19 protein-coding genes are annotated in these 21,727 nt (G+C 54.3%); 12 read left to right on the plus strand and 7 right to left on the minus strand.

What is annotated here, in order from left to right; all coding sequences use genetic code 11:
• Positions 1 to 113 precede the first annotated feature (113 nt).
• The 4 genes from AC3RCL_RS03905 to AC3RCL_RS03920 all read left to right on the plus strand — a co-directional run bounded on the left by AC3RCL_RS03905 (position 114) and on the right by AC3RCL_RS03920 (position 4,142).
• On the plus strand, positions 114 to 974 hold the full coding sequence (locus AC3RCL_RS03905) for a transporter substrate-binding domain-containing protein (protein WP_090912662.1): 861 nt from the start codon (positions 114 to 116) through the stop codon (positions 972 to 974).
• Between the two features lie 203 nt (positions 975 to 1,177).
• Positions 1,178 to 2,398: an ABC transporter substrate-binding protein gene (locus AC3RCL_RS03910; protein WP_096777049.1), complete on the plus strand. Its 1,221-nt coding sequence runs from the start codon at positions 1,178 to 1,180 to the stop codon at positions 2,396 to 2,398.
• Positions 2,399 to 2,457: 59 nt separating this feature from the next.
• Positions 2,458 to 3,324 (plus strand): carbohydrate ABC transporter permease, encoded by an 867-nt coding sequence (locus tag AC3RCL_RS03915; protein ID WP_009590746.1) that lies wholly within the window; start codon positions 2,458 to 2,460, stop codon positions 3,322 to 3,324.
• On the plus strand, positions 3,324 to 4,142 hold the full coding sequence (locus AC3RCL_RS03920) for a carbohydrate ABC transporter permease (protein ID WP_012818967.1): 819 nt from the start codon (positions 3,324 to 3,326) through the stop codon (positions 4,140 to 4,142). Before AC3RCL_RS03915 ends, AC3RCL_RS03920 begins: the two co-directional genes overlap by 1 nt.
• Before the next feature lie 210 nt (positions 4,143 to 4,352).
• Here the strand turns inward: AC3RCL_RS03920 and AC3RCL_RS03925 are convergent, their stop codons facing one another.
• Complete coding sequence (locus AC3RCL_RS03925; protein ID WP_096777048.1) at positions 4,353 to 5,816, minus strand: carboxylesterase/lipase family protein; 1,464 nt, start codon at positions 5,814 to 5,816, stop codon at positions 4,353 to 4,355.
• 203 nt (positions 5,817 to 6,019) lie between these two features.
• Here AC3RCL_RS03925 and AC3RCL_RS03930 point away from each other — a divergent pair, with 203 nt between their 5' ends.
• The 4 genes from AC3RCL_RS03930 (at position 6,020) to AC3RCL_RS03945 (ending at position 9,947) form a co-directional block, all read left to right on the plus strand.
• Positions 6,020 to 7,018 carry a Gfo/Idh/MocA family protein gene (locus tag AC3RCL_RS03930; RefSeq protein ID WP_492534604.1) on the plus strand — a complete coding sequence of 333 codons (999 nt, stop codon included), beginning with the start codon at positions 6,020 to 6,022 and terminating at the stop codon, positions 7,016 to 7,018.
• Positions 7,015 to 8,010, plus strand: a complete 996-nt coding sequence (locus tag AC3RCL_RS03935; protein WP_192569766.1) for a Gfo/Idh/MocA family protein — start codon at positions 7,015 to 7,017, stop codon at positions 8,008 to 8,010. Before AC3RCL_RS03930 ends, AC3RCL_RS03935 begins: the two co-directional genes overlap by 4 nt.
• Before the next feature lie 486 nt (positions 8,011 to 8,496).
• Positions 8,497 to 9,396, plus strand: a complete 900-nt coding sequence (locus tag AC3RCL_RS03940; RefSeq protein ID WP_096777045.1) for a helix-turn-helix domain-containing protein — start codon at positions 8,497 to 8,499, stop codon at positions 9,394 to 9,396.
• Between the two features lie 230 nt (positions 9,397 to 9,626).
• Positions 9,627 to 9,947 carry a hypothetical protein gene (locus AC3RCL_RS03945; protein ID WP_213580186.1) on the plus strand — a complete coding sequence of 107 codons (321 nt, stop codon included), beginning with the start codon at positions 9,627 to 9,629 and terminating at the stop codon, positions 9,945 to 9,947.
• 1,226 nt (positions 9,948 to 11,173) lie between these two features.
• Here AC3RCL_RS03945 and AC3RCL_RS03950 read toward each other — a convergent pair.
• From AC3RCL_RS03950 to AC3RCL_RS03975, 6 genes are all read right to left on the minus strand, one after another.
• On the minus strand, positions 11,174 to 12,016 hold the full coding sequence (locus tag AC3RCL_RS03950) for an undecaprenyl-diphosphate phosphatase (RefSeq protein WP_036664481.1): 843 nt from the start codon (positions 12,014 to 12,016) through the stop codon (positions 11,174 to 11,176).
• A gap of 80 nt (positions 12,017 to 12,096) precedes the next feature.
• The gene (locus tag AC3RCL_RS03955) at positions 12,097 to 12,708 is read right to left on the minus strand and encodes a DedA family protein (protein ID WP_009594880.1); all 612 of its coding nucleotides are present in this window, start codon (positions 12,706 to 12,708) and stop codon (positions 12,097 to 12,099) included.
• 43 nt (positions 12,709 to 12,751) lie between these two features.
• Positions 12,752 to 14,701: an FtsX-like permease family protein gene (locus tag AC3RCL_RS03960; RefSeq protein WP_492534605.1), complete on the minus strand. Its 1,950-nt coding sequence runs from the start codon at positions 14,699 to 14,701 to the stop codon at positions 12,752 to 12,754.
• Positions 14,676 to 15,446: an ABC transporter ATP-binding protein gene (locus AC3RCL_RS03965; protein ID WP_192569763.1), complete on the minus strand. Its 771-nt coding sequence runs from the start codon at positions 15,444 to 15,446 to the stop codon at positions 14,676 to 14,678. Before AC3RCL_RS03965 ends, AC3RCL_RS03960 begins: the two co-directional genes overlap by 26 nt.
• Before the next feature lie 184 nt (positions 15,447 to 15,630).
• Positions 15,631 to 16,638 carry a HAMP domain-containing histidine kinase gene (locus tag AC3RCL_RS03970; protein WP_012818977.1) on the minus strand — a complete coding sequence of 336 codons (1,008 nt, stop codon included), beginning with the start codon at positions 16,636 to 16,638 and terminating at the stop codon, positions 15,631 to 15,633.
• Positions 16,635 to 17,336, minus strand: a complete 702-nt coding sequence (locus AC3RCL_RS03975) for a response regulator transcription factor (protein ID WP_192569762.1) — start codon at positions 17,334 to 17,336, stop codon at positions 16,635 to 16,637. Before AC3RCL_RS03975 ends, AC3RCL_RS03970 begins: the two co-directional genes overlap by 4 nt.
• 327 nt (positions 17,337 to 17,663) lie before the next feature.
• Here AC3RCL_RS03975 and AC3RCL_RS03980 point away from each other — a divergent pair, with 327 nt between their 5' ends.
• The 4 genes from AC3RCL_RS03980 to AC3RCL_RS03995 all read left to right on the plus strand — a co-directional run bounded on the left by AC3RCL_RS03980 (position 17,664) and on the right by AC3RCL_RS03995 (position 21,685).
• A complete protein-coding gene (locus AC3RCL_RS03980; protein ID WP_492534606.1) occupies positions 17,664 to 19,370 on the plus strand; it encodes an FAD-dependent oxidoreductase in 1,707 nt (568 codons plus the stop codon).
• Positions 19,367 to 19,705 carry a 4Fe-4S dicluster domain-containing protein gene (locus AC3RCL_RS03985; RefSeq protein WP_012818980.1) on the plus strand — a complete coding sequence of 113 codons (339 nt, stop codon included), beginning with the start codon at positions 19,367 to 19,369 and terminating at the stop codon, positions 19,703 to 19,705. The genes AC3RCL_RS03980 and AC3RCL_RS03985 overlap by 4 nt, the downstream gene beginning before the upstream one ends.
• Before the next feature lie 181 nt (positions 19,706 to 19,886).
• On the plus strand, positions 19,887 to 20,783 hold the full coding sequence (locus AC3RCL_RS03990) for an ABC transporter permease (RefSeq protein ID WP_492534607.1): 897 nt from the start codon (positions 19,887 to 19,889) through the stop codon (positions 20,781 to 20,783).
• Between the two features lie 38 nt (positions 20,784 to 20,821).
• Positions 20,822 to 21,685 (plus strand): ABC transporter permease, encoded by an 864-nt coding sequence (locus AC3RCL_RS03995; protein ID WP_492534608.1) that lies wholly within the window; start codon positions 20,822 to 20,824, stop codon positions 21,683 to 21,685.
• The last annotated feature ends 42 nt before the right edge of the window (positions 21,686 to 21,727 follow it).

The raw sequence follows: 21,727 nt of genomic DNA on the forward strand, positions 1-21,727 counted from the left end.
GTCAGAGGAAGTACCGGCAAGAAGAGGTTTGACGTTTCAAGGCAGATCGATGCCGCTGCCCACTAAGGGGCATCACGAAGTACAACTAGAAGAAAACTGGAGGAAACGAAATCATGGCTAAAAATTGGAAAAAGGTATTACTGGCAGGGGTAGTCAGCTTATCATTGGTAGCAACGGGCTTTGCGGCAAACGAGGTCCTCACATCACCGGAGGTATCGGCTAAATCCGCCTCGACCAATGCACCTGGTCAACTGAAGAAGCAAGCGGCTTCCCAGCTTGACGAAATTATCGAAAGAGGCTACATCCGGGTTGGTATGACAGGGGATTACAAACCGTTTACATATTTGAATCCTGCTACAAAAGAGTATGAAGGTTATGACGTTGACGCCATGGAAGAGCTCGGTAAAGACCTTGGCGTGGAAGTACGCTACGTCAACACGACTTGGTCCAACATGATGAAGGACTTGCAAGCTGATAAGTTCGACATCGCAGTGGGCGGCGTTACCCGCAACACGGCTAGACAAAAAACGGCTTATGTATCCCAAGGGTACATTTCCTTCGGTAAAGCTCCATTGATCCGTGCAGAAGACAAAGACAAATACCTGACGGTTGAAGATATCAATAAACCTTCCGTTCGCATCGGCGTGAATCCGGGCGGAACGAACGAAGTATTCGTGCGCGAGCACTTGACCAAAGCGAATGTGACGGTTGTACCGAACAACCTGGATATCCCGCATTTGGTAGCAGACGGTACGTATGACGTGATGATCACAGATACAATCGAAGCGATTACTTATGCGAAGGCGGATTCCAGACTGTATGCCGCTTTGACGGACAAGCCGTTCACGAACAGCGAAAAAGGCTACATGATCCCTCGCGGCGACTTTGAATATGCAAGCTATCTGGAAATGTGGATCGACGAAATGAAGCTGCAAGGCAAGTTTGCGGACATTCATAAAAAATGGCTGGAGTAGGTTGGATCAGGCTATAAACAGATAGCCAATCCCTGCCAGCAGATCAGGTTGAAGAACCTGATCTGCTGGCTTTTTGTTTTGTTCAATAAGGGGAAGAGAGCGCCGCCTCGGCGTCCGGGAGGTTTACCAACCAAGCAAATAGGGTAGTAAATTAACATGGACATCGACCATATAACATCAGGATAGGAAACGGGGGGCAGACCATGAAGCTAGCTAAATGGATTGCGGCGTGTTTGATGACCGTATGGATGCTGACCGCTTGCGGCGCTCAAGAGGACTCAGGACGCGTGCAGATTGAGTTTTTTCAGAACAAGCCTGAAGCGAAAGGCTCCTTTGATGCACTCATCGAGAAATTTAACGAATCCCAGTCCGAGATCAAGGTGGTTCAGGTAAATCCGCCGGATGCGGAGACGGTGCTCAAGACAAGAGTCGTCAAGAATGACATTCCCGACATTATCGGCATGGGTGCAACCGATACGTATTCATTGCTGGCCCAAAGCGGCATATTTACGGATTTGACGGATAACCCGCTGCTGAGCCGGGTGGATGAGACTTATGTCCAGATGCTGAAGGACGTAGCGGGCATGGACGAGGTTACGGGCATTCCCTATTCCACTAACGCTAACGGCGTCATGTACAATAAGGAAATTTTCAAGGAGCTGGGGCTCAGCGTTCCCAAGACCTGGGACGAGCTGCTGGCTACGGCGCAGAAGGCCAAGGATGCGGGGAGAATCCCGTTTTATTTCACATATAAAGACGATTGGCAGACGGTGCTGCCGTTTAACGCATTGGCTTCCAACCTGGAAGGCATTGAATTTTACATGGATCGGCGGGAAGGCACCGTAACGTTTGCCGAGAAATACCGGGAGATTGCGGAGAAACAGCTCGCGCTGATGGATTATGGCCATGGGGACAACTTCGGCAAAAACTATGCGGACGGGAACCGGGATTTCGCGAGGGGAGAATCCGCCATGTATATCCAAGGAACCTGGGCCATACCGGAAATCCGGAAGGCGAATCCGGATGCGCCGATCGGCTTCTTTCCGCTGCCGACCGGCGATCGTCCGGAGGAGAATAAACTGATTTCGGGCGTGGATACCTTACTGGCTATTTCCGAGGATTCGAAGCATAAAGAGGAGGCTCAGCGTTTCATTCAATTTTTGCTGGAGCCTGAGAATAGCAAGCAATATATAACGGAGCAAACGCTGTTCTCCACCGTGGAGGGCGTGAAGCAGGAGGATCCCGCCGTCGCAGAGCTGCTGCCTTACCTGGAGCGGGGCCAGGTCATCGATTTTGCCGACCACTACATTCCCGCGGCGGTGCAGCTGAACTCGGTGATCCAATCCTTCCTCCAGAACCGGGATATCGACGGGTATCTGAAGAAGCTGGACACCGAATGGGACAAGGTAGCTGACAGGCGTTAACGGGCGGAAGGCGGTATTTTCTTCACACGATATCCAAGAAGCATTGAGGAGGACCCAACATGAACAAGCGGCTTATGCCTTATTACTTGATGACCGTGCCGGCGGTCGTGCTGTTCTTCGTATTTCTGACGCTGCCGGCTTTGCAGGGGGTGTATTACTCCTTCACGAACTGGAACGGATTCGGCGATAACTTCGATTTCATCGGTTTCAAGAATTACGTCAATCTCTTTAAGGATGGCAACGTGGGCAATGCGTACTGGTTCACATTCAAATTCGCGGTCGTGGTCACCATCCTCATCAACATCTTCAGTCTGCTGATTGCCATGGGACTGAACGCCAGAATCAAGGCGAGGAATTTCTTTCGGGGCATCTATTTTCTTCCGAATATTCTGAGCGTGCTGATTGTAGGTTACATATTCAACTATCTGTTCTCGAATGTGTTCACCATTTGGGGACAGAACCTGGGGATCGGGTGGCTGTCGACCAATATCCTGGGCAGTGAACAGCATGCTTGGATCGGCATCGTGGTGGTCGCGGTATGGCAGGGCATTGCCTACAACACGATTCTGTATCTTGCCGGACTCCAGACCATTCCCGGTACGCTTTACGAGGCTTCCAACCTCGATGGAGCGAACCGCTGGCAGGAGTTCTGGAAAATAACGTTTCCTCTGATCGCGCCGTTCTTTACGATCAACATGGTGCTGGCGATGAAGAATTCCCTGATGGTCTTTGATCAGATCGTAGCCCTCACCAACGGCGGCCCGGGGCGGGCAACGCAGTCCATCTCCCACCTGATTTATACCGGCGGCTTCGAGGGAGGCGAGTTTGCTTACCAATCGGCTAACTCCGTGATCTACTTCATCCTGATTGCCACGATATCGATTGTGCAGATTCGGTTCCTGCAGAGAAGAGAGGGGGACATGTAATGCGGACGAAAACCAACTGGACGGTGATGATTCTCATCACATTGGGTACGATATTGATCCTGTTTCCGCTGTATATGACGATCACGATTGCGCTCAAAACGCCGGAGGACATGCTGGCATCGGTGTTCGGCCTGCCGAAAGACCTGCATTTCGAGAATTTCGCCAACGCCATAAAAATGACGAATTTCTTCCATGCGCTGGGCAACAGCGCCATGGTGACAACGGCCACGGTGGTGCTGACCCTGTTGACGAATTCGCTCGTCGCTTATGCCATTGCCCGCAATATGAACCGGAAGTTCTTCAAAGGCTTGTACTTCTATTTCATCAGCGCGATGTTTATTCCGTTCCCGATCATTATGCTGCCGCTGGTCAAGCTGACGGCCGGGTTCCATATGACGAATCTGGTCGGGCTCACCATCCTGCATACCGTCTATGCCTTGGCGTTTAACGTATTTGTGTACGTAGGTTATATCAAATCCATCCCGGTTGCGCTGGAGGAAGCGGCCCGAGTGGACGGCACGTCGACTTGGGGAACATTCTGGAGAATCATATTCCCGATTATGGCACCGATCAATGCGACGGTAGGCATTCTGATCTGCCTCTCGACCTACAATGACTTCCTGCTGCCGCTCATCATCATCAGCGATACGAATTCCTACACGCTGCCGCTGGTGCAGTATATATTCCAAGGGCAGTTCAACACGGACTTCAATCTGGCCTTTGCCTCCTACCTGATGGCGATGCTGCCGATGATCATCATCTATCTGTTTGCGCAAAAGTGGATCATCAACGGCATTACGCAGGGGGCTGTAAAATAAGGCAGCTTTGCATTTCCTAGGAGCACTTAGTCCTCTCAGCCCTTCGCTGCAGCAGGGGGCTGCGGAGCCCGCAATCAGCAGCATGTCCTTGTGCGACCCATCATAACGAAAAGCTGTATTCCGGCATGATGTCATGCCTGGAATACAGCTTTTTTGCTGCCGCCAGGGTTCCAATCGGCGAAGGATCCCCTGGTTTATGGCGTGTCCTTATTATAATTTCAGCATGTTCCGCTTCTCCGCATCCGGGTCCTCGATGATCCTGCTGTCGTTGTTGAATATCATCGTTGAACGCAAAGCCGGATCATAAGCTGGCCACGGCAGCGCCTCGGTATCCGGCGAGCCGTTCCGCGCAAATGCAATCCAGGCATCCTGGATCCGGTCCGACAGGGCTTGCGTAGCCGCATCGACTTGAACGCCGATGTTCTCAAACAGCGCCAGCGTGTTGAATACAAACGGGATTTCCAGGGCATGCATCGCTTTGCCGAGCACCGGATGGTCCGGTAAGGTCCAATCGAACCGGTACATCCATACCGGCGCGTGTTTGCTCTGTGCGGAAGCGAATTGCAGGGCCGAGCGCCAGAAGTACAGATCGGTCATAATCTGGGCATGTCCGTCGATGCTGTACGGGTATTCCTTGGTGATGGGGGCGGCATTCTCAATGCCGGTCATCATCTCCACGGTGCGGACTAGAACGTCTTCCTTCACAAGCGGCATGTCCGGCCGGAAGAACAAAGCCCCTTCATCGAGATTCGTCCCGATCAGGATCGGCACGTCCTTGGCCCATCCCGATTGGATGGCCTGCAGCGGATCATGCGGCAAAGTGCCCGGATCCAGAACCGGCTGAAAGATCATGTTGACGCCGGGTCCGATCTGCTTCTTCAGCCGTTCCCCGGCTTCGAATATCGACTCGCCTGTCAGGGAATCCAGCTGATGGATGTTGTCAGGCGTAATGTCCAGCTCCTTAAGCAGGCCGGCCGTTATCATCCGTGCCTGTTCCGGAACCATGACCTGGGCAGCGCCGCTCTCCATGATCGCCCGGTGGAACAGTCCCTTGGCTGCAGGCATCGCCAGTAACGCCGCAATGCTCATGCTGCCCGCTGATTCCCCGAATACCGTAACCCGCTCCGGATCGCCGCCGAAGGCCGCGATATTGTCCCGCACCCATTCCAGGGCAGCGATCTGGTCCAATAAACCGGTATTGGAGGAATAGGCTTCGCCGTATGGAGAGAGATGGAGAAAGCCGAGGGGGCCCAGCCGGTAATTGAGGGTAACCACGATCACGTCTCCTCGGAGAACGAAGGGCGCGCCGTTATAGCTTGGCAAGCTGCCCGAGCCTGTGACAAAAGCGCCCCCGTGAATCCATACCATGACGGGCAGCGGCTCCGCCGGCATGTTCCGGGGTGCCCACACATTGAGATATAGGCAATCCTCGGATACCGTCTTGGTCACGCCGCCGCCAAGCATGCTGGATGTGGATTCAAGCGGCTGAAGGCACATGGGACTGAAAGCGGTGGTTTCTCTAATCCCGTCCCATGAATCGGGGGGCACAGGAGAACGGAACCGCAGCGGGCCAACCGGTGGCTTCGCATAGGGAATTCCCTTCCATACGCGCACTCCGTTTTCCGTAAGGCCTTGAATGCGCCCGTCTTTCGTTTGTACGACAAGTTCTGACATGTTCTCGCTACACCCTTTCTCTCTGCTCTATATATACACTTTACCAAGTTAGCGGCATAAGTTCAAAAAAGCACGAATCCTGAGGAATACAGGCAGGAATGTCATGTTACATGAAGAATGTAACAGGGTGGGCGGTATCGCGGACGGCGGATACGGCATCACCTGATGATCCATGTCATTATAGGCATACTGGAGGGATAAGCATGAACATAGCGATATTGGGCTGCGGCACGATGGGGACGGCCTATGCGCACAATTTGGCGAAAATGCCGGGAGTAACGGTGACGGGCGTGGTCGATATAAACGCCGAACGAGCGGAGCGCGCTGCAGCTCTGACCGGGGCGAAGGCATACACGGATGTAGAGTCGCTGTTTGAACAAAAAGATTTGGAAACGGTTGCGGTGTGTCTGCCCACCTATCTCCACAAACCGTTTGTACTGAAACTGGCCGAAAAAGGGCTGCACGTCATCTGCGAAAAGCCGGCAGCATTAACGCTGGAGGATGCGCAGGAGATGAAGGCGGCCTGCGAGAAGCACGGAGTCCGGTTGTTTATCGGACATGTCGTCCGGTTCTTCCCGAACTATCACGATGCCTATCGGCAGGCCCGCTCGGGGAATATCGGAACGCCGAAGATGGCTCACTTGAAGCGGTACGGTTCCTACCCGCAGGGAATGGATGGATGGTACAACGACCCTGGCAAGAGCGGCGGCGTCATCATGGATCTGATGATTCATGACATCGATTTTGCCTGCTGGCTATTCGGGGAAGTGGAGTCGGTATATGCTTCGACCGTGAAGCGGACCGAGCCGCAGATGGAGTACGCCCAGCTTACGCTTCATTTTAAAAATAGCGCCATCGCGAGTCTAACCGGATATTGGGGGTATCCCGGTCCATTTACGACGCAGTTCGAGATCTCGGGAGACCAAGGCATCGTACGATTCGACAGCAATCAGGTACAGTCCCTAGACTTGAAATTGGCTAGCGCCGAGGCCGGGGAGGGAGCTGCTGTGCAGGTTCCTTCCAGTCCGAGCCTCCATGACCCTTATTATAACGAGGTACAGCATTTTATCGAGTGCATCCGAGACGGCAGCGAGCCGCTCGTCAGCATCAAGGATGCTTGCTACGCCGTTGAAATCGCTCAGGCAGCGGAGCAATCGGCACAAACTGGACAGCCCGTGATGATCGGAGGGACGGTTTCATGAAAAAGGTGAAAGTAGGGTTTATCAGCTTTGCCCATATGCATGCGGCAAGCTATCTCTTCGGCATGCTGAAGCGGGATGACGTCGAGGTGATCGGAATCGCGGACGAAGACGCGGAGCGCGTTCGCCCTTACTCCGTGGACCGGGGGATTCCGTATTATGCCGACTATAATGAATTGCTGGCACAAGAACTGGATGCCGTAGTCATCTGTTCGGAGAACGCGCGTCATGCGGAAATTACCAAACGTGCCGCTGCGGCGGGCAAGCATGTGCTTTGCGAGAAGCCGCTGGGCCTATCGGAAGCCGAGATGCTGGAGATGATTCAGGCATGCAAGGATAACGGCGTTCAGCTCATGACCGCTTTTCCTTGCCGATATATTTCGTCCGTACGCCAGGCGAAGGAAGCGATTGACGCAGGGCAGATCGGTGACATTTTGGCTATGAAGGGAACCAACCGGGGAACCATGCCGGGCGGCTGGTTTATTGAACGGGAGAAATCGGGCGGCGGCGCCGTATTGGATCATACCGTCCATGTGATGGACCTGATGCACTGGTTTACCGGCAGCAAGGCCGAGGAAGTGTACGCCCATGCGGAAACGCTGTTCAACGATACCGAGATTGACGACGCCGGCATGGTCCACGTCAAATTCGCGAACGGCGTCGTGGCCGTGCTGGACCCAAGCTGGTCCCGCAACCGCACCTTCCCGACATGGGGGGACGTAACGCTTGAGATCATCGGCACCAAAGGCGTGCTGAACATTGATTCTTTTGCCCAGAAGAACGATGTATACAGCGATGTGACCGGTAAAGCGTCGTGGAGCTTCTGGGGCGATGATATGGACGAAGGCCTCGTCAACAGCTTTGTCGAAAGCATCCGCGACGGCAAGCCGGTCGAAATTACCGGGGAAGACGGCTACCTCTCCGCCCGGGTTGCCATTGCAGCGTACGAGTCTGCAAGCACCAAGCGCACCGTTCAGCTGAAGCCGCAGGGATAGTGCGGTTTTGCCGATAAAGCCGGGGAGCGGGAAATTCCCGTTATGTAATGTGAGCGTGCAGGGATTCGTTCTTGAAGAATAAGCAGCAGCGCAATCGTCTTTAGGATGACACTTCTGCCTACGGCCGGAAGCGCCGATGCCTGTGAAGTACGGGGCTATGCCTTTGTTAGAGGCGCAGTCTGGCCCCTTTAGGATATGAAGTCATTCCATCTAGAGGATGGATTGATGGCAGAGAACCTTGCAATTTAAGCCCCTTCGATTTTCGAAATCGAGGGGGCTTTTTTATATGAGAACAATGGGACTTCAAGGGACTTCAAAGGATGAGCGTCCCTGAATCGCGCAAGCAGAGGGTCTCCGCTATCTCCGCAATTTTCCGGCAAGACCTCCGAGAATATGCGCGGACCAACGGTTTTCTTAAATTGGCAAAAAAGATCAAAAACGCTTTGCTCCCTTTTGGTATCCTTAATAACAAAGGAGGGCCTGACCCTGAGTACCCAGCGTATTATCCAAAAGAGCATCGCGTACATGGAGCAGCATCTGGAGGAGCGGCTGACCCTCGCGGATATTGCATCCTATGCCGGTTTTTCGCCGTATCATTTCCACCGATTGTTTCGGAGGGAGGTCGGCATGAACATCGCGGATTACCTTAGAAAACGAAGGCTCTGTTATGCGGCGCAGCTCCTGCTGCACACCGAGGCTGCGATTATCGACATTTCCCTGCACTGTCACTTCGAGAGCCAGGAGTCGTTTACGAGAGCATTCAAAAAATTGTACGGCATGCCGCCGGGGCGTTACCGCAAAATCTTTGCGGTTCATGCCCATCATTCACATTATCCAAAAGGAGAGGATCACATGCAGCAGCAAGCTCAATCCCCATTAAAAGGCTGGTTCCTAAGCGGAAGCCACCCTCAAGATTATGAGATCGGCGTCGATCGGACCACCGTCCACCAGGGAAGTACTTCGGGTTACTTAAGAGCCCTTACGCCGATGGAGGATGGCGCTTTTGCAACCATGATGCAGCAGTTCAAAGCCGGCAAGTATGCGGGCAAGCGGATGCGCTTCTCCGGATTCGTTAAAACCGACAACGTGAAGGACTATTGCGGACTGTGGATGCGCGTCGACAATCGTGCCGAAGACGTGCTTCAGTTCGATAATATGAACAATCGGCGCATCGTCGGCAGCACGCACTGGAATCACTATGCCATCGTGCTGGACGTGCCTGAAGATAGCGCCACGATCTCGATCGGCGTCCTGCTTATGGGGACAGGCAAGGTGTGGGTGGACAGCTTCCGCTTTGAAGAGGTAGATCTCAGCGTACCGACGACGAACCTTGACGTTCACTATGAGCTGCTTGAGGAGCCCGCCAATTTATCGTTTGAAGAGTGAAGCATGGGGGGATGCGCCCGTCTACGGAAATGATTGATCTTGGCTCGTCGCTGGACAGGGGATTCCCCATACAACCATTAGGCAGAAGTCTCTCCATACCGGAGGGCTTCTGTTTGTTGCCTTGGACGATGGCTTGCATCATGATATTCCTGGGGGGATGTTTGACCGCTGGATACTGGCCAGATCGAGAACCATTTAAAGCATGAATATAGCGAAAAGGAGGGTGTGCCATGCAGGTGATTACACTATGCGGCTCCACCAAGTTTAAAGCGCAATTTCGAGAAGCCGAAGCTTCGCTTACGCTTAGCGGACATATCGTCCTTAGCGTCGGTTTTTTTGAGCAGAGCGACGGGATCGAGATCACGCAAGAGCAGGAGCGCAGGCTCAAAGAGCTGCACTTCCGCAAAATCGATATGTCCGACGAAATCTTTGTGATCGATGTGAACGGGTATATCGGCGAGAGCACGCGGGCTGAGATCGAATACGCCAATGGGCATGGTAAACAGGTGCGGTATTATTCTAAGGAGCGGTTAGGTGCAGCGACCCTGTAATCGTGCAGGCAGTGCAACCGATATTGCGCACTAGGCCGGTATCTTATAGGCGCTGCAAAAGCGATTCAACCTCCGGGTTACGCGGTCAGTTCGAAGATTGTTGCACGCTCCATCGGTCTAAGGCGCAATACATATTTAAGCCGATATGATGCGCGTGCTGCCTTCGGTCACGGTGTAAGGATCGTGATCATCTTCTGCAGGAGCATAGCTAATAGTTGATAGGCTATCTAATTAGCTGAGTCGTTGAAATTACCTAACGAAAGAAATGTACGATGAATCATGGACTAACCAAATAACCGGATGAATTGACTCATTATGTATCAGAGTAACTGAATTTATAATCTGGAATATAGAGTAACTGAACTTGTTATCGTGGAGTATTGAAGTAACTGGATCTTAGCTCATCAGGTACAAATAAGGGAAATAAAAATGGAGTATAACCTTAAAGTAACAAAATAATCGATGGTTTGTACTTTAAAGTAACCGTATTTTGATCATAACGTACCAAAATAGCGGAATATCTCACATTGCGCATCGCTAGCGGACACAGCGGACCTTATTTGATGAGAAATAAGGGGATTCGTAAATGTTTCGGACATGAGATCCGTTATTCTCTGAAAACAGGCGGATATCGAACCGGAATTCGTAACATAGCGGATCTGGTGTCCGCTTATATTGAAATTCAGGCGAACTATTGAAAATAACGGATCTCTGGTCCGGATCAGCCGCATCATGCGCACTGCTCCCTGACCCACAGTGCGTGGTCCCAGAGCATGCTGCTTGGACGTCTGTCGTCTAGCCGTTCGCCTTATACCATCCGTTTTCACTCCTTCGTCGTTAACCCCGCCCAAAACAGTTGAGATACCCGCATCCGTGTCAACAGGCTGTTCGGCTATGCCACCGTGGCAAACCCAATCGGCCTGTGCGGTCATGCCACCATGGCAAAACCAATCGGCCTGTGCGGCCATGCTGCCGTAGACCAAACCAATCGGCCTGTGCGGTCATGCCGCCGTAGACTAAACCAATCGGCTCCGGGTCGAAACCACAGCAGGTGTCACGACTGATAACGAGCGTGCGGCAACGCCGATAACAAAAGGCAGGTCAAGATATGAAATCTTGACCTGCCTTTTTTACCCCAAACACAGCTGCTATTATGAAGTGCCGCTCAGCTCGAAGCAGCGGAGCGTCTCCCAAACTCTAATGGTGCTGTAAGGCTGAGCTACTAATTACAGATAAAGCACCAACGCAATAATGGCAGCGAGCACGATCCGATAGATCGCAAACGGCACCAGCTTGATCCGGTTGATCAGCTTCAGGAAGAAGCGGATGGAGATCAAAGCGAAGACGAAAGCCGCCACGAATCCGGCGATGAAGAACGGAAGAGCCTCCAGCGTGAAGTATTCCCAGTTCTTCAGCAGCGACAGGAAGCTGGCCCCGAACATGATCGGCACGGCCATGATGAACGTAAAGTCCGCCGCCGCGCGGTGGCTCATGCCCAGCATAACGCCTCCGGAGATGGTGGAGCCGGAGCGGGAGAAGCCTGGCCAGAGCGACAGACACTGAATCAGCCCGACGCTGAATGCCTGCCTGTACGTAATTTGATCGACAGACACCACTTTCGGCTCTTTTTTCGAGCTGACCTTGTCGGCAACGATCATGAAGATGGCTCCGATTACAAGACCGATCAGCACCGTTTCGGTGGAAAATAAATGCTCGTCAATGAGGTCCTCGAACAAGACGCCCAGAACGCCGGCCGGAATCAAACCGACGATCACCTGGCTGAGTCTCAGTCTGCCCGTACCGGCCGGTACGCCGGCTTCGGGCTTTTTGCGCTTGAGTCCCAAGAGATCCAGGAAGCGGTCCTTGAACACCACGATGACGGCGAGAATGGAGCCGAGCTGAATCACGACCTTGAACGTGTTGGCTACGTATTTCGTCAGAAACTCCTCGGATTTCAGCCACATGTCATCCACGATGATCATATGGCCGGTAGAGGATACAGGAGCGAACTCGGTCAGTCCCTCGACGATTCCCAGAATAATTGCTTTGAGGATGGTTAAAAAATCCATGACCTGCGGTCTCTCCCTTACTTAAAAATGTAAAATGTAATGATATGAATGATGCATGGCATGAAATGCGTGGTTCCAGCTTAAGCCGATTTTCTCCGCTTGCGGAAGAAGAAGAACAGGAATGCGATCACGGCCACGGCTATTACAGCATAAGCGATATTGGAATAGACGTCCATGAAGGCGACGATATTTTCCCATGAATCGCCGACGGCGGCTCCGACGGATACCAGAATGACGTTCCAGATCAAGGTACCGATGGTCGTAAAGAGCAGGAACATGCCGAACTTCATGTTGGACATCCCCGCCGGGATGGAGATCAGGCTCCGGATCAGCGGAATCATGCGGCAGAACAGCACGGTCCAGTAGCCGTATTTATCGAACCAGGCATCCGCCTTGCGGATGTCTTCTTTTTTGACGCGGAGGATATGCCCCCAACGGTCCACGATTTTCTCCAGCCGTTCGACATCGAGCAGGCGTCCGATCCCGTACAGGATGACGGCACCGACCACGGAGCCGATGGTAGCTGCGATAATGACGCCGGGCACCGTCAGTTTCGTGTAGGTTGTCATGAATCCGCCGAAGGTCAGAATGACCTCGGAGGGAATCGGCGGGAACACGTTTTCCAGGGCAATCATCAGCAGGATGCCGACATAGCCGAACTTCTCCATAATGTCCGTAATCCAGTTTTCCAAAAGTTACACCTCTTTCAAAAGATAAGGAGGCCTTTGCCATCCTTTATATAAGGGTCTGCTTCAGCTTGCGCAGATATTGGCTGCGGATGAAGAAAAAGTACAGGACCTGCATCATCAGGAAGCTGATCAGCACGATGCCCATTTCAGCCGCAATGGATAAATAGAAATAGCTTTGCAGCGCGATGAAGGCAAAGATGCTGTGCACGATCGCAAGTCCGATCGGTACAAAAAACAGCAGCGCGAGCTGTCCGGTAACGATCCGCCTGAACTCCCCGTCCGTCATGCCGAGCCGGGATATCGTGGCATAATGCCTGCGGTCAAAATCCAGATCGGCATAGAGGCGGAAGTACAGGAAACTTCCAGCCGCGATAAAAAACACCGTGCCCACAAGCAATGCCGCGAAGAGCAGCATGTTGTACAGGCTGTCCCGAAGGGCGAACAGCGTACCGCTGACCGCCAGCGCAAAGGTCCGGTCCATCTCATAGCGCACGGCACCGCCCGGAGCCAAATGGGGAACGATCCCCTCCGTCTCCGTAAAATCGTCCACGTAAAAGCCGGTGTACCGTTCCTGACGGACCGGATCCGTGACGGCGGCAAAGATGTCGTCGCTGACGACAAGACCGCCGAAACGGGAATCGTCATCCATCTCCGGCAGCAAGTATTCCGGCACGCCGACATGATCGGAATAACCGATTTCACGCAGCCGGATGCCGGAATCCCGAAGTCGGTAAGAAGCGTAATCCCGGTTGCGGGTATAAGCTCTGTCGTTTTGCGAGGCAATGAGGACAAGGGCCTCCTCGCCGCTCGGCGGCTGTTCGTCAAACGGCAGTCCCGCCATCACGACGGCCGCCTTATAGTCGGAGAACGCGATCAGCGTCAACGGAATCTCCGATGGACCGGCCTGTGCGGATGCCGGTTCGGCATCCGTATATTTAACGCGAAACGATAGCGTTTCAAACGGTATTTTCCTCGACTCCAGCTCCTGCCGGATTTCGTTCAAATGCTGCTCTTCGGAGGTATCTCCCGTTTTGGCGAGATAACCGATGGCGGCCGGGAAGTCCTCGTTGAACTGCTTCGTGAGCACCGGAATGGAGGCGAATACGCCTACCGAGCAAAAAGACACGGCCAGCACGATCGTCACCATCGAAAACATCTGGGCATGATCCTTCAACCGGTACTGCAGGCTGGATAGCGAGATCAGCTTGGTTCTTCTCCAGGTGAACCGGCGGCTTTCTTTCAGCCTGCGGACGAGAGCAACCCCTAACTGCGAATAAATCAGATAAGTGCCGATCATCGTCATCAAGGTAACCGGGAACATGCGCAGCGCGAGGGTCGATGCGCTTGTCGTGGCTGCCAGGCCGTAGCTGACAAGCAGCAGGACAGCCGCCAATATGGATAACCACGGCGATGTTCTGGGCGCGGTTTTCGGCCGCTGTCCGGACTGGAACAAGTCGATGAGCGCTTTGGGCCGCAGCAGCCAGGACGTGCACAGCGAGATGATGAGGAACAGCAGCGCGTAACTCGCGATCGTCAGCCCGAGCGGGCGCAGACTCAGCCGAAACGGCAGGGGCGGGACTCCGAGAAAGGCCGAGCCTGCCATCAGGAACAGCTTGCCTGTAATGATGCCGAACAGGATGCCCGTGGCGATCGCGCTTACGCCGATGATCATATTTTCAAGAAACACCATCTTGTTAAACTGGCGGTCCGTCATGCCGTGCATGAACAGAATGCCGAACTCGCGCTTGCGGGTCTTCAAGAAAGCCCCGACGGAATACAGCACGAAGAAAAACGAGAATACGTACATAATCAGCTCAGCGCTAACCATCGCCTGGATCACGACCGGATAGAACATCTCGTCCGTGATGGAAGGGTGAAACAGGAACAGCGCGCACACAAAGAAAATCATGACGGAGAATGCGCTGCTTAAGAAATAGGCCGCGTAGGTCCGCTTGTTCCTCAGGACATTCCTAAAAGCGAATTGTCGAAAGGTCATGACTTCCTCCTCCCAGCAGCGCCAGCATGTCGATGATTTTCTGGAAAAAGGCTTGGCGGTTGTCACCGCAATACATTTCATTATATAGTTGACCGTCCTTGATGAACAAGACGCGGTCACAGTAGCTGGCTGCCACCGGATCGTGAGTGACCATGAGAATCGTTGCGGAAGCTTCTTTGCTCGAAGCGGAAAGCGTCTGCATCACTTCTTTGGAGGCTCTGGAGTCCAGGTTCCCCGTCGGCTCGTCAGCCAAAATCAGGGAGGGCTCCTGAATGAGCGCCCTCGCGATGGCGGTGCGCTGCATCTGCCCGCCGGAAATCTCATAGGTGTGCTTGTGCAGAATGGACCCGATCCCGAGCCGGTCTGCGATCCGGTTCAGCCGGATGCCCATTTCGTCCAGCGGCATGCCCTCCAGCGTCAGCGGCAGGACGATGTTTTCCTCAACGGTCAGCGTATCCAGCAGATTGAAATGCTGGAAGACGAAGCCCAGCTCCCTGCGCCGAAACAGAGCCGTATCGCTCCTGCCGAGCAGATGGGGATTGCGTCCGCCTATGATCACTTCCCCGGCCGTGGGCTGATCAATGGTCGCAATCAGATTGAGGAGCGTCGTTTTTCCGCTGCCGGAAGGTCCCATAATACCGACGAATTCGCCTTTGGAGACGTTGAAGTGAATATTGTTCAGCGCTTGGAACGCCACTTTGCCCTCATAGATTTTGGATAGATGCTTGACGCTCAGGATGGGCATATCTTCACTCCTCTATAACGATGTTATCATTGTAAAAGATTCGTTTGCGTCCATGCCATATTCGTAACTTACAGTTACCTTACAACCTTGTAAGGTTTCTTTTGCCCGCGTAAGCAGATCGGGAATAAGCCGCAGCGGACTTAAATAGCTTGTACTGCCGAACCCTGCCATCTGCCGGTGGAATTCATTGTGCGATATGGCCCGCAGCATCCGCAAAAATGATGCGGACCGTCGTTCCTTCATCGACCTTGGATTCGATTTCGAAGGCATGTCCAAGCTTGTCGCATATTTGTTTGACCAGAAACAGGCCCATGCCTGTCGATTCCTGGAATCGGCGCCCGTTCTCTCCGGTGAAATAAGGATCGAACACCCGCGGGAGATCGCTTTGGGGAATGCCGATGCCTTCGTCCCTTATCTCAAGCACGACTTGATTCTCCCGGGTGTAGCCGTTGAAAAAGAGGGTGCCTTGTTCCTTCAGCGTATATCGAACCGCGTTGGTCAGCAGCTGCGTCAGCACAAAAGAGAGCCATTTCTCGTCCGTGGCCACCGTTAATCCGGAATCGATCCGGATGGACGGGTACATTCTCCGCCGGATAAACAGCCGCTTTTGCTCGGACGTGACATTTCGGACGATTCGCTGAAGCGGCAGGTTTTCCACATGGAAATCGCGCTCGAACGTATCGAGCCTGGCGGTATACAGCACGAGATCGAGCCCTTTTTTGAGGCGGTCCAGCTCGTCGCCGATCGCGGCAAAACGGGGGTCGTCATCATCCTGGAGAATCAGGTGAATGACCGAAATCGGCGTTTTCATCTGGTGGGCCCATTGGTTGATGAACTGCAGATGGCCTTCAATTTTATGCTTATAGTTATGCAGATCCGTGGTGTAATGCCGGAACTGGGTTTTCAGCAGCTGATGAAGCGCTTCGGCGAGCGGGGTGTGGGAGGATTCTGCCGAGGATTCGCCTGTGAGGGATTCTCCCGGGAGCGGCTGCTCCAACCGTTTATAGAAGGAACGGTTGGCAATGAAACGGAAGGCGAGATAGCCGACGAGCAGCAGCAAGCTGATGATGCCCGCGTACAGGCTGACCGTCAAATTGCGATAACCGTCCAGCCTATAGATCAGGGTAACGACAAGAAGCTGGGCGATGTAGACAATCATTAAGGGACGCTGTTCTTGCAAAAATAGTCTCATGCTTCGTCCCTCCAGCTCGGTACCAGTCGGTAGCCGCGCCCGCGCACGGTTTGAAGGCCATCCTCGATTCCGAGGGCGGCAAGTTTCTTACGGACGCGGGTGATGTACACATTCAGCGTATTATCGTCCACAAAGGCCTGATCATCCCATATTTTCTCCAGAAGCCGGTCCCTGCTGACGATCTGCTTGGGCTTCTTCATTAACTCGTCCAATATTTTGGCTTCGGTATGGCTGAGCTCCGCTTGGGTCGGTCCGAGCGAAACGGAGAGACGCTCAACGTCAAGCGTGAGTCCGGCGATGCTGAGGACCCGCTCATTCTGACCGGCAGCATAGGACCCGTAGGCCCGCCGGAGCTGGCTCTTGATTTTGGCCATGACGATCTCGTAGTCAAAGGGTTTGGTTATATAATCATCGGCACCGTTCTCCAGCGCCATCACCTGATCCATTTTCCCGTCGCGGGCCGAGATGAAGATGATCGGGCAGGTGGAGAGGCTGCGGAACTGCCGGCACCAATAATAGCCGTCGAATTTAGGCAGATTGATATCCAGAAGCACAAGATGAGGGTCATACGATTCAAATTGATCGCGCACCGTCTCGAAATCATGAACGGACTGCGTCGCATAACCGAATTTATGAAGATATTCTTTCAGCAGGCCGACCAGCCCGGCATCGTCTTCGACAATGAAAATTTTGAACATATCGATCATAGTCCCTTCATTTGACATTCTCGTACCGTCTGTATTGTACCAAATTGTCAGGATATAAGGAAAAATTGCGTGAGCGAAGACAGCGGGGCTTAGGAAAGCTCGGGAGCGAATGTCTCGCTTTGTTAAGCGATCCCTCCGAAAAATAATCTTGACGCTTGTGCCATCAGCTGATAATATACTTGATAATTCCAATCGAATAACTATGATAAATAAATTTGAATCGACCAGTCTGCTGGAGATCATGAGCATCCTTCATGATCTCCTTTTTGTCGTACGGACCTCGATTTACTATCAACCAAGGAGCGGGGGGATCAACGATTGCGTGCACAGGATGAATTGAAACTGACGGCGGATGTCCTCGTCATTGGCGGCGGTCCCGCAGGGGCTTGGGCAGCCTGGAGCGCGGCGTCCCAAGGTGCCAAAGTCATATTGGCCGATAAAGGGTTTCTGGGCTCCAGCGGGGCAACGGCACCCGGAGGAACCAATCTGCTATATTTGCCCCCTGACCATAAGCTGCGCGATGAAGCCGTGGCCCAGCGGATGAAGGAGGGCGGTTATTTATCGGAACCGGATTGGATCCATCGCGTGCTGGATCAGGTATACATCAACCTGGAACGCGTGGAGGCATGGGGATACCCGTTTCGCCGCGATGAGAACGGGGTCCCCATGCGAGACCATTTGCAGGGCCCGGAATATATGAAGCTGATGCGAAGCGCGGTCAACCGGGCGGGTGTACGGATCATGGATCAGTCCCCGGCGCTCGAGCTGCTTGCCGACGAGCATGGGGTCGGAGGAGCACGAGGCATATGCAGGCAGAAGAACAAGAATTGGGAGGTACGGGCACAGTCGGTTGTCATAGCTACCGGCGGCTGCGCCTTTCTGAGCAAGGGCCTTGGCTGCAACGTGCTCACAGGCGAAGGACTGCTCATGGCGGCGGAGCTTGGCGCCGAGCTATCCGGTATGGAATTCAGCCGCCAATATGCGCCGAGCGCGGCGTTTGGCACGGTGACCCGGGGGCGGCTTCTCAACTGGGCGACGTATTATGACGAAGACGGGAATACGCTGTACAGCCCCGGAGGGCCCAGGCCGCATGATTTTCTGCCGACGATGCTCCGCAAAGGACCGGTATATGCCATGCTGAATCATGCCGACACGGAAGAGAAACGGCGCATTTTAAGGCAATCGCACGCCATCTTCTTTGTTCCGTATGATCGGGCGGGAATCGATCCCTTTAAGGAGCGTTTTCCCTTGACCCTCCGCTATGAAGGGACGGTCCGCGGAACCGGAGGCATCCGGATCACCGGCGAAGATTGCGCGACGACGGTACCGGGTCTGTACGCCGCCGGCGATGCCGCAACCCGGGAGCGGGTGACCGGTGCCAAGTCGGGCGGAGGGGCTTTTAATGCCTCTTGGGCGATTTGCTCGGGAACGTGGGCTGGCGAATCGGCGGCGAAGCATGCGCTGAGTACGCGTTCTTCTGCGGACGGCCGTCGCCTGCAAGGTGCGGGGCGGGCCGGAATGTCCTATCCATCCGCAGCACATGGGCAGGGAATGGATGCATCCGGCCTGATTCAATCGGTACAGCGGGAGGTGTTTCCGCTGGATATCAATTATTTTCGCAGCGAACCGGTCCTGCAGCAATCGCTCGAACGGCTGAACGGGCTATGGCCGGAAGTGTACGCGAAGGTAACCGGGGGTTCGCGCGAGCGGATCAAGGCAAGGGAAGCGGCGGCCATGGCGGCAACGGCAAGATGGATGTATGCGGCTGCGCTGACCCGGCGGGAAACCAGAGGGATGCATACCCTTCTGGAATACCCGGATCTCAATCCGGACCAGCAGCATCGTCTGACCGTAAGGGGGATCGATCATATCCAGGTATATCCTGAGGGGCGGCCGCCCCGGCAGGCAAGCCGAGGTACCATGGACGCTTGCCGACACTATGGCGGTTCAAGAAATAGGAGCAGTGAAGCCGTGGGGGCTGCTGCCTGGATCGCGGCAGCGGCCGGGGAGGTGGAAGGCTCATGATCGAGGTTGTCAGTCAGCAGCGGTGCATCGAGTGCGGCCTGTGCGTCAAGGTCTGTCCGACCAATGTATTCGACCGGACGGAGACGGGGCTTCCGGTCATTGCCCGTCAGGAGGATTGCCAGACCTGCTTTATATGCGAGGCTTATTGTCCTGCCGATGCTCTGTATGTTTCTCCCTTTGCGGATATGGAGCAGAAGGTGACGGAAGAAGAACTGATCGCGGTAGGGATCATCGGAAGCTGGAGGGAGACGGTCGGCTGGGGACGCGGGCGGACCCGGCTGGCCGAGATCGACGAGACCCCGTTCATCGATCGGATTCTCCCCCGGCGAAGTTAAAGCAGGAACTAAACCAATAGCATTCATACTGTCAACCATTCTAATGGAGACATTCCTTCGGTTTTTCGAAGAATGTCTCCTTTTGTATTCGAGGAGAGAGGTGCGCTTATGAAACGGGTTTGGCTGATGTTCAGGTTAGATGATGAAAGCTTTGCGTTTCCCGAGCCGGAGCGTGATCGCAATGAGTGACCATGCACGATTGTACCGGCACGACCCTCCGGCTCCGGTCCACGGCAGCGAGTCGCTGGTACCGGAGCCCGCCGCCGGGCAGCGGCAGAGGCTCTCCCCGGGCGAAGCAGGTGCCGGGATATGGAGGAAGTCGCTGGGCACCTTTGCTGCGGGCGCGGTTCTTCCCGTGTCGCTGCTGGTTTTATGGCAGGTGCTCGGCGACCTTGGTTACATCTCGGAGCTGCTCTTCCCGACGCCGCTTCGCATTGCGGAGGCTTTTGTCCACTTGGCGGGCTCGGGTGACCTTGTCGGTCATGTGCGGATCAGTTTGGTTCGTGCCGCGGCGGGTTTCGCCCTTGGAGGGGCTCTCGGCCTAGCCTTCGGTATTCTGGTCGGGGTATTCCGCATATCCGAGCGGGTGCTCGATCCATCCATTCAGATGGTCCGCATGATTCCGCATTTAGCGGTTGCGCCGCTGTTCGTGCTTTGGTTCGGAATCGGGGAGTCGTCCAAAATACTGCTGATCGCCAAAGGGGCTTTCTTTCCGCTCTATATCCAAACCTATCTGGGCATCCGCGGCGTGGATAACAAATGGTTCGAAGTAACAAGGGTTCTGGGTTTCACGCGTATCCAGCAAATCTTCAAGCTGGTCATTCCGTCCTCCCTGCCGCATATCTTCCTCGGGATCCGGCTGTCCCTCGGGCTGGCCTGGCTCGGGCTGGTCGTTGCCGAGATCATGGGCTCCACGTCCGGCATCGGCTATTTGATGACGGATGCCAGACAGTTCAGCAAAACCGCAACCGTGTTCGTGTGCATCGTCCTGTTTGCCGTCATCGGCAAAGCAGCAGACGCCGCGGTTAGGCTGATGGAGCGCAGGCTGCTGAAATGGAACGACAGCTATGAGGGCTAAAGCACGGCTTCTGATTCCAAGAGAGAGGAGGAGACACGATGAATAACGCGAACGAACTTGCGCTGCCTGCGGCGGGGCAGCCACCCGCTGTATCGCAGCCGCCCGATCCTGCTGCCGCGCGTTCCAATCGCCGGCGTGCATCCTTACTACGGGCCATTGTGCTCGGATCGGCCCTTCCGGTTCTGGTGCTGGCCATATGGCAGTTGGCAGGCAATCTTGGCTGGATCGATGCGTTCTTCCTGCCGACGCCGGCAGCGATTTTCGAATCCCTCTGGAATCTGATCGCCTCGGGCAAGATGGCGACCCATCTGGGCATAAGCATCGGCCGCGCCGCTGCGGGCTTCGCCCTGGGAGGCAGCCTGGGCTTGATATTCGGCCTGCTGACGGGCTTCTCGCGCAAGTCGGAAATATTCCTGGATCCGACGGTGCAGATGCTGCGGATGATCCCCCATTTGGCGATCGCCCCGCTTATTATTTTGTGGTTCGGATTCGGAGAAACGTCGAAGGTGCTAATCATTGCGAAGGGAGCTTTTTTTCCGCTGTACGTCAATACGTTTCTCGGCATCCGGAGCGTCGACAAAAAGCTGTTCGAGGTATCGAGGGTGCTGCAGTACAGCCGGGTTCAGCAGATCATCAAGCTGATCATCCCGTCTTCGCTGCCTAACCTGTTAATGGGACTCCGCTTATCGTTGGCGGTATCCTGGCTCGGGCTCGTCGTTGCGGAGCTGATCGGTTCGCAGTCGGGGGTCGGGTTTCTGATCAATCTTGCCAAGCAATCCTCGTTAACGGAGCAAATTTTTGTGGGTGTATTGGTTTTTGCCGTCGTCGGCATGATGGTGGATCTGTTCGTCCGTTCTCTGGAACGCCGCTTGCTGAAGTGGCGGGATAGCTACAAGGGATGATCCGGCTTCGTGAATGAGAGAACAGAGGGACAATGATGATTA

Source organism: Paenibacillus sp. MT86 (assembly GCF_058792535.1).

Coding starts and splice junctions, on each gene's coding strand:
- AC3RCL_RS03915 (WP_009590746.1), top strand. CDS start 2,458: ATGAACAAGCGGCTTATGCCTTATTACTTGATGACCGTGCCGGCGGTC.
- AC3RCL_RS03920 (WP_012818967.1), top strand. CDS start 3,324: ATGCGGACGAAAACCAACTGGACGGTGATGATTCTCATCACATTGGGT.
- AC3RCL_RS03990 (WP_492534607.1), top strand. CDS start 19,887: ATGAGTGACCATGCACGATTGTACCGGCACGACCCTCCGGCTCCGGTC.
- AC3RCL_RS03950 (WP_036664481.1), bottom strand. CDS start 12,016: ATGGATTTTTTAACCATCCTCAAAGCAATTATTCTGGGAATCGTCGAG.
- AC3RCL_RS03970 (WP_012818977.1), bottom strand. CDS start 16,638: ATGAGACTATTTTTGCAAGAACAGCGTCCCTTAATGATTGTCTACATC.
- AC3RCL_RS03995 (WP_492534608.1), top strand. CDS start 20,822: ATGAATAACGCGAACGAACTTGCGCTGCCTGCGGCGGGGCAGCCACCC.
- AC3RCL_RS03935 (WP_192569766.1), top strand. CDS start 7,015: ATGAAAAAGGTGAAAGTAGGGTTTATCAGCTTTGCCCATATGCATGCG.
- AC3RCL_RS03930 (WP_492534604.1), top strand. CDS start 6,020: ATGAACATAGCGATATTGGGCTGCGGCACGATGGGGACGGCCTATGCG.
- AC3RCL_RS03945 (WP_213580186.1), top strand. CDS start 9,627: ATGCAGGTGATTACACTATGCGGCTCCACCAAGTTTAAAGCGCAATTT.
- AC3RCL_RS03910 (WP_096777049.1), top strand. CDS start 1,178: ATGAAGCTAGCTAAATGGATTGCGGCGTGTTTGATGACCGTATGGATG.
- AC3RCL_RS03975 (WP_192569762.1), bottom strand. CDS start 17,336: ATGTTCAAAATTTTCATTGTCGAAGACGATGCCGGGCTGGTCGGCCTG.
- AC3RCL_RS03960 (WP_492534605.1), bottom strand. CDS start 14,701: ATGACCTTTCGACAATTCGCTTTTAGGAATGTCCTGAGGAACAAGCGG.
- AC3RCL_RS03905 (WP_090912662.1), top strand. CDS start 114: ATGGCTAAAAATTGGAAAAAGGTATTACTGGCAGGGGTAGTCAGCTTA.
- AC3RCL_RS03985 (WP_012818980.1), top strand. CDS start 19,367: ATGATCGAGGTTGTCAGTCAGCAGCGGTGCATCGAGTGCGGCCTGTGC.
- AC3RCL_RS03925 (WP_096777048.1), bottom strand. CDS start 5,816: ATGTCAGAACTTGTCGTACAAACGAAAGACGGGCGCATTCAAGGCCTT.
- AC3RCL_RS03965 (WP_192569763.1), bottom strand. CDS start 15,446: ATGCCCATCCTGAGCGTCAAGCATCTATCCAAAATCTATGAGGGCAAA.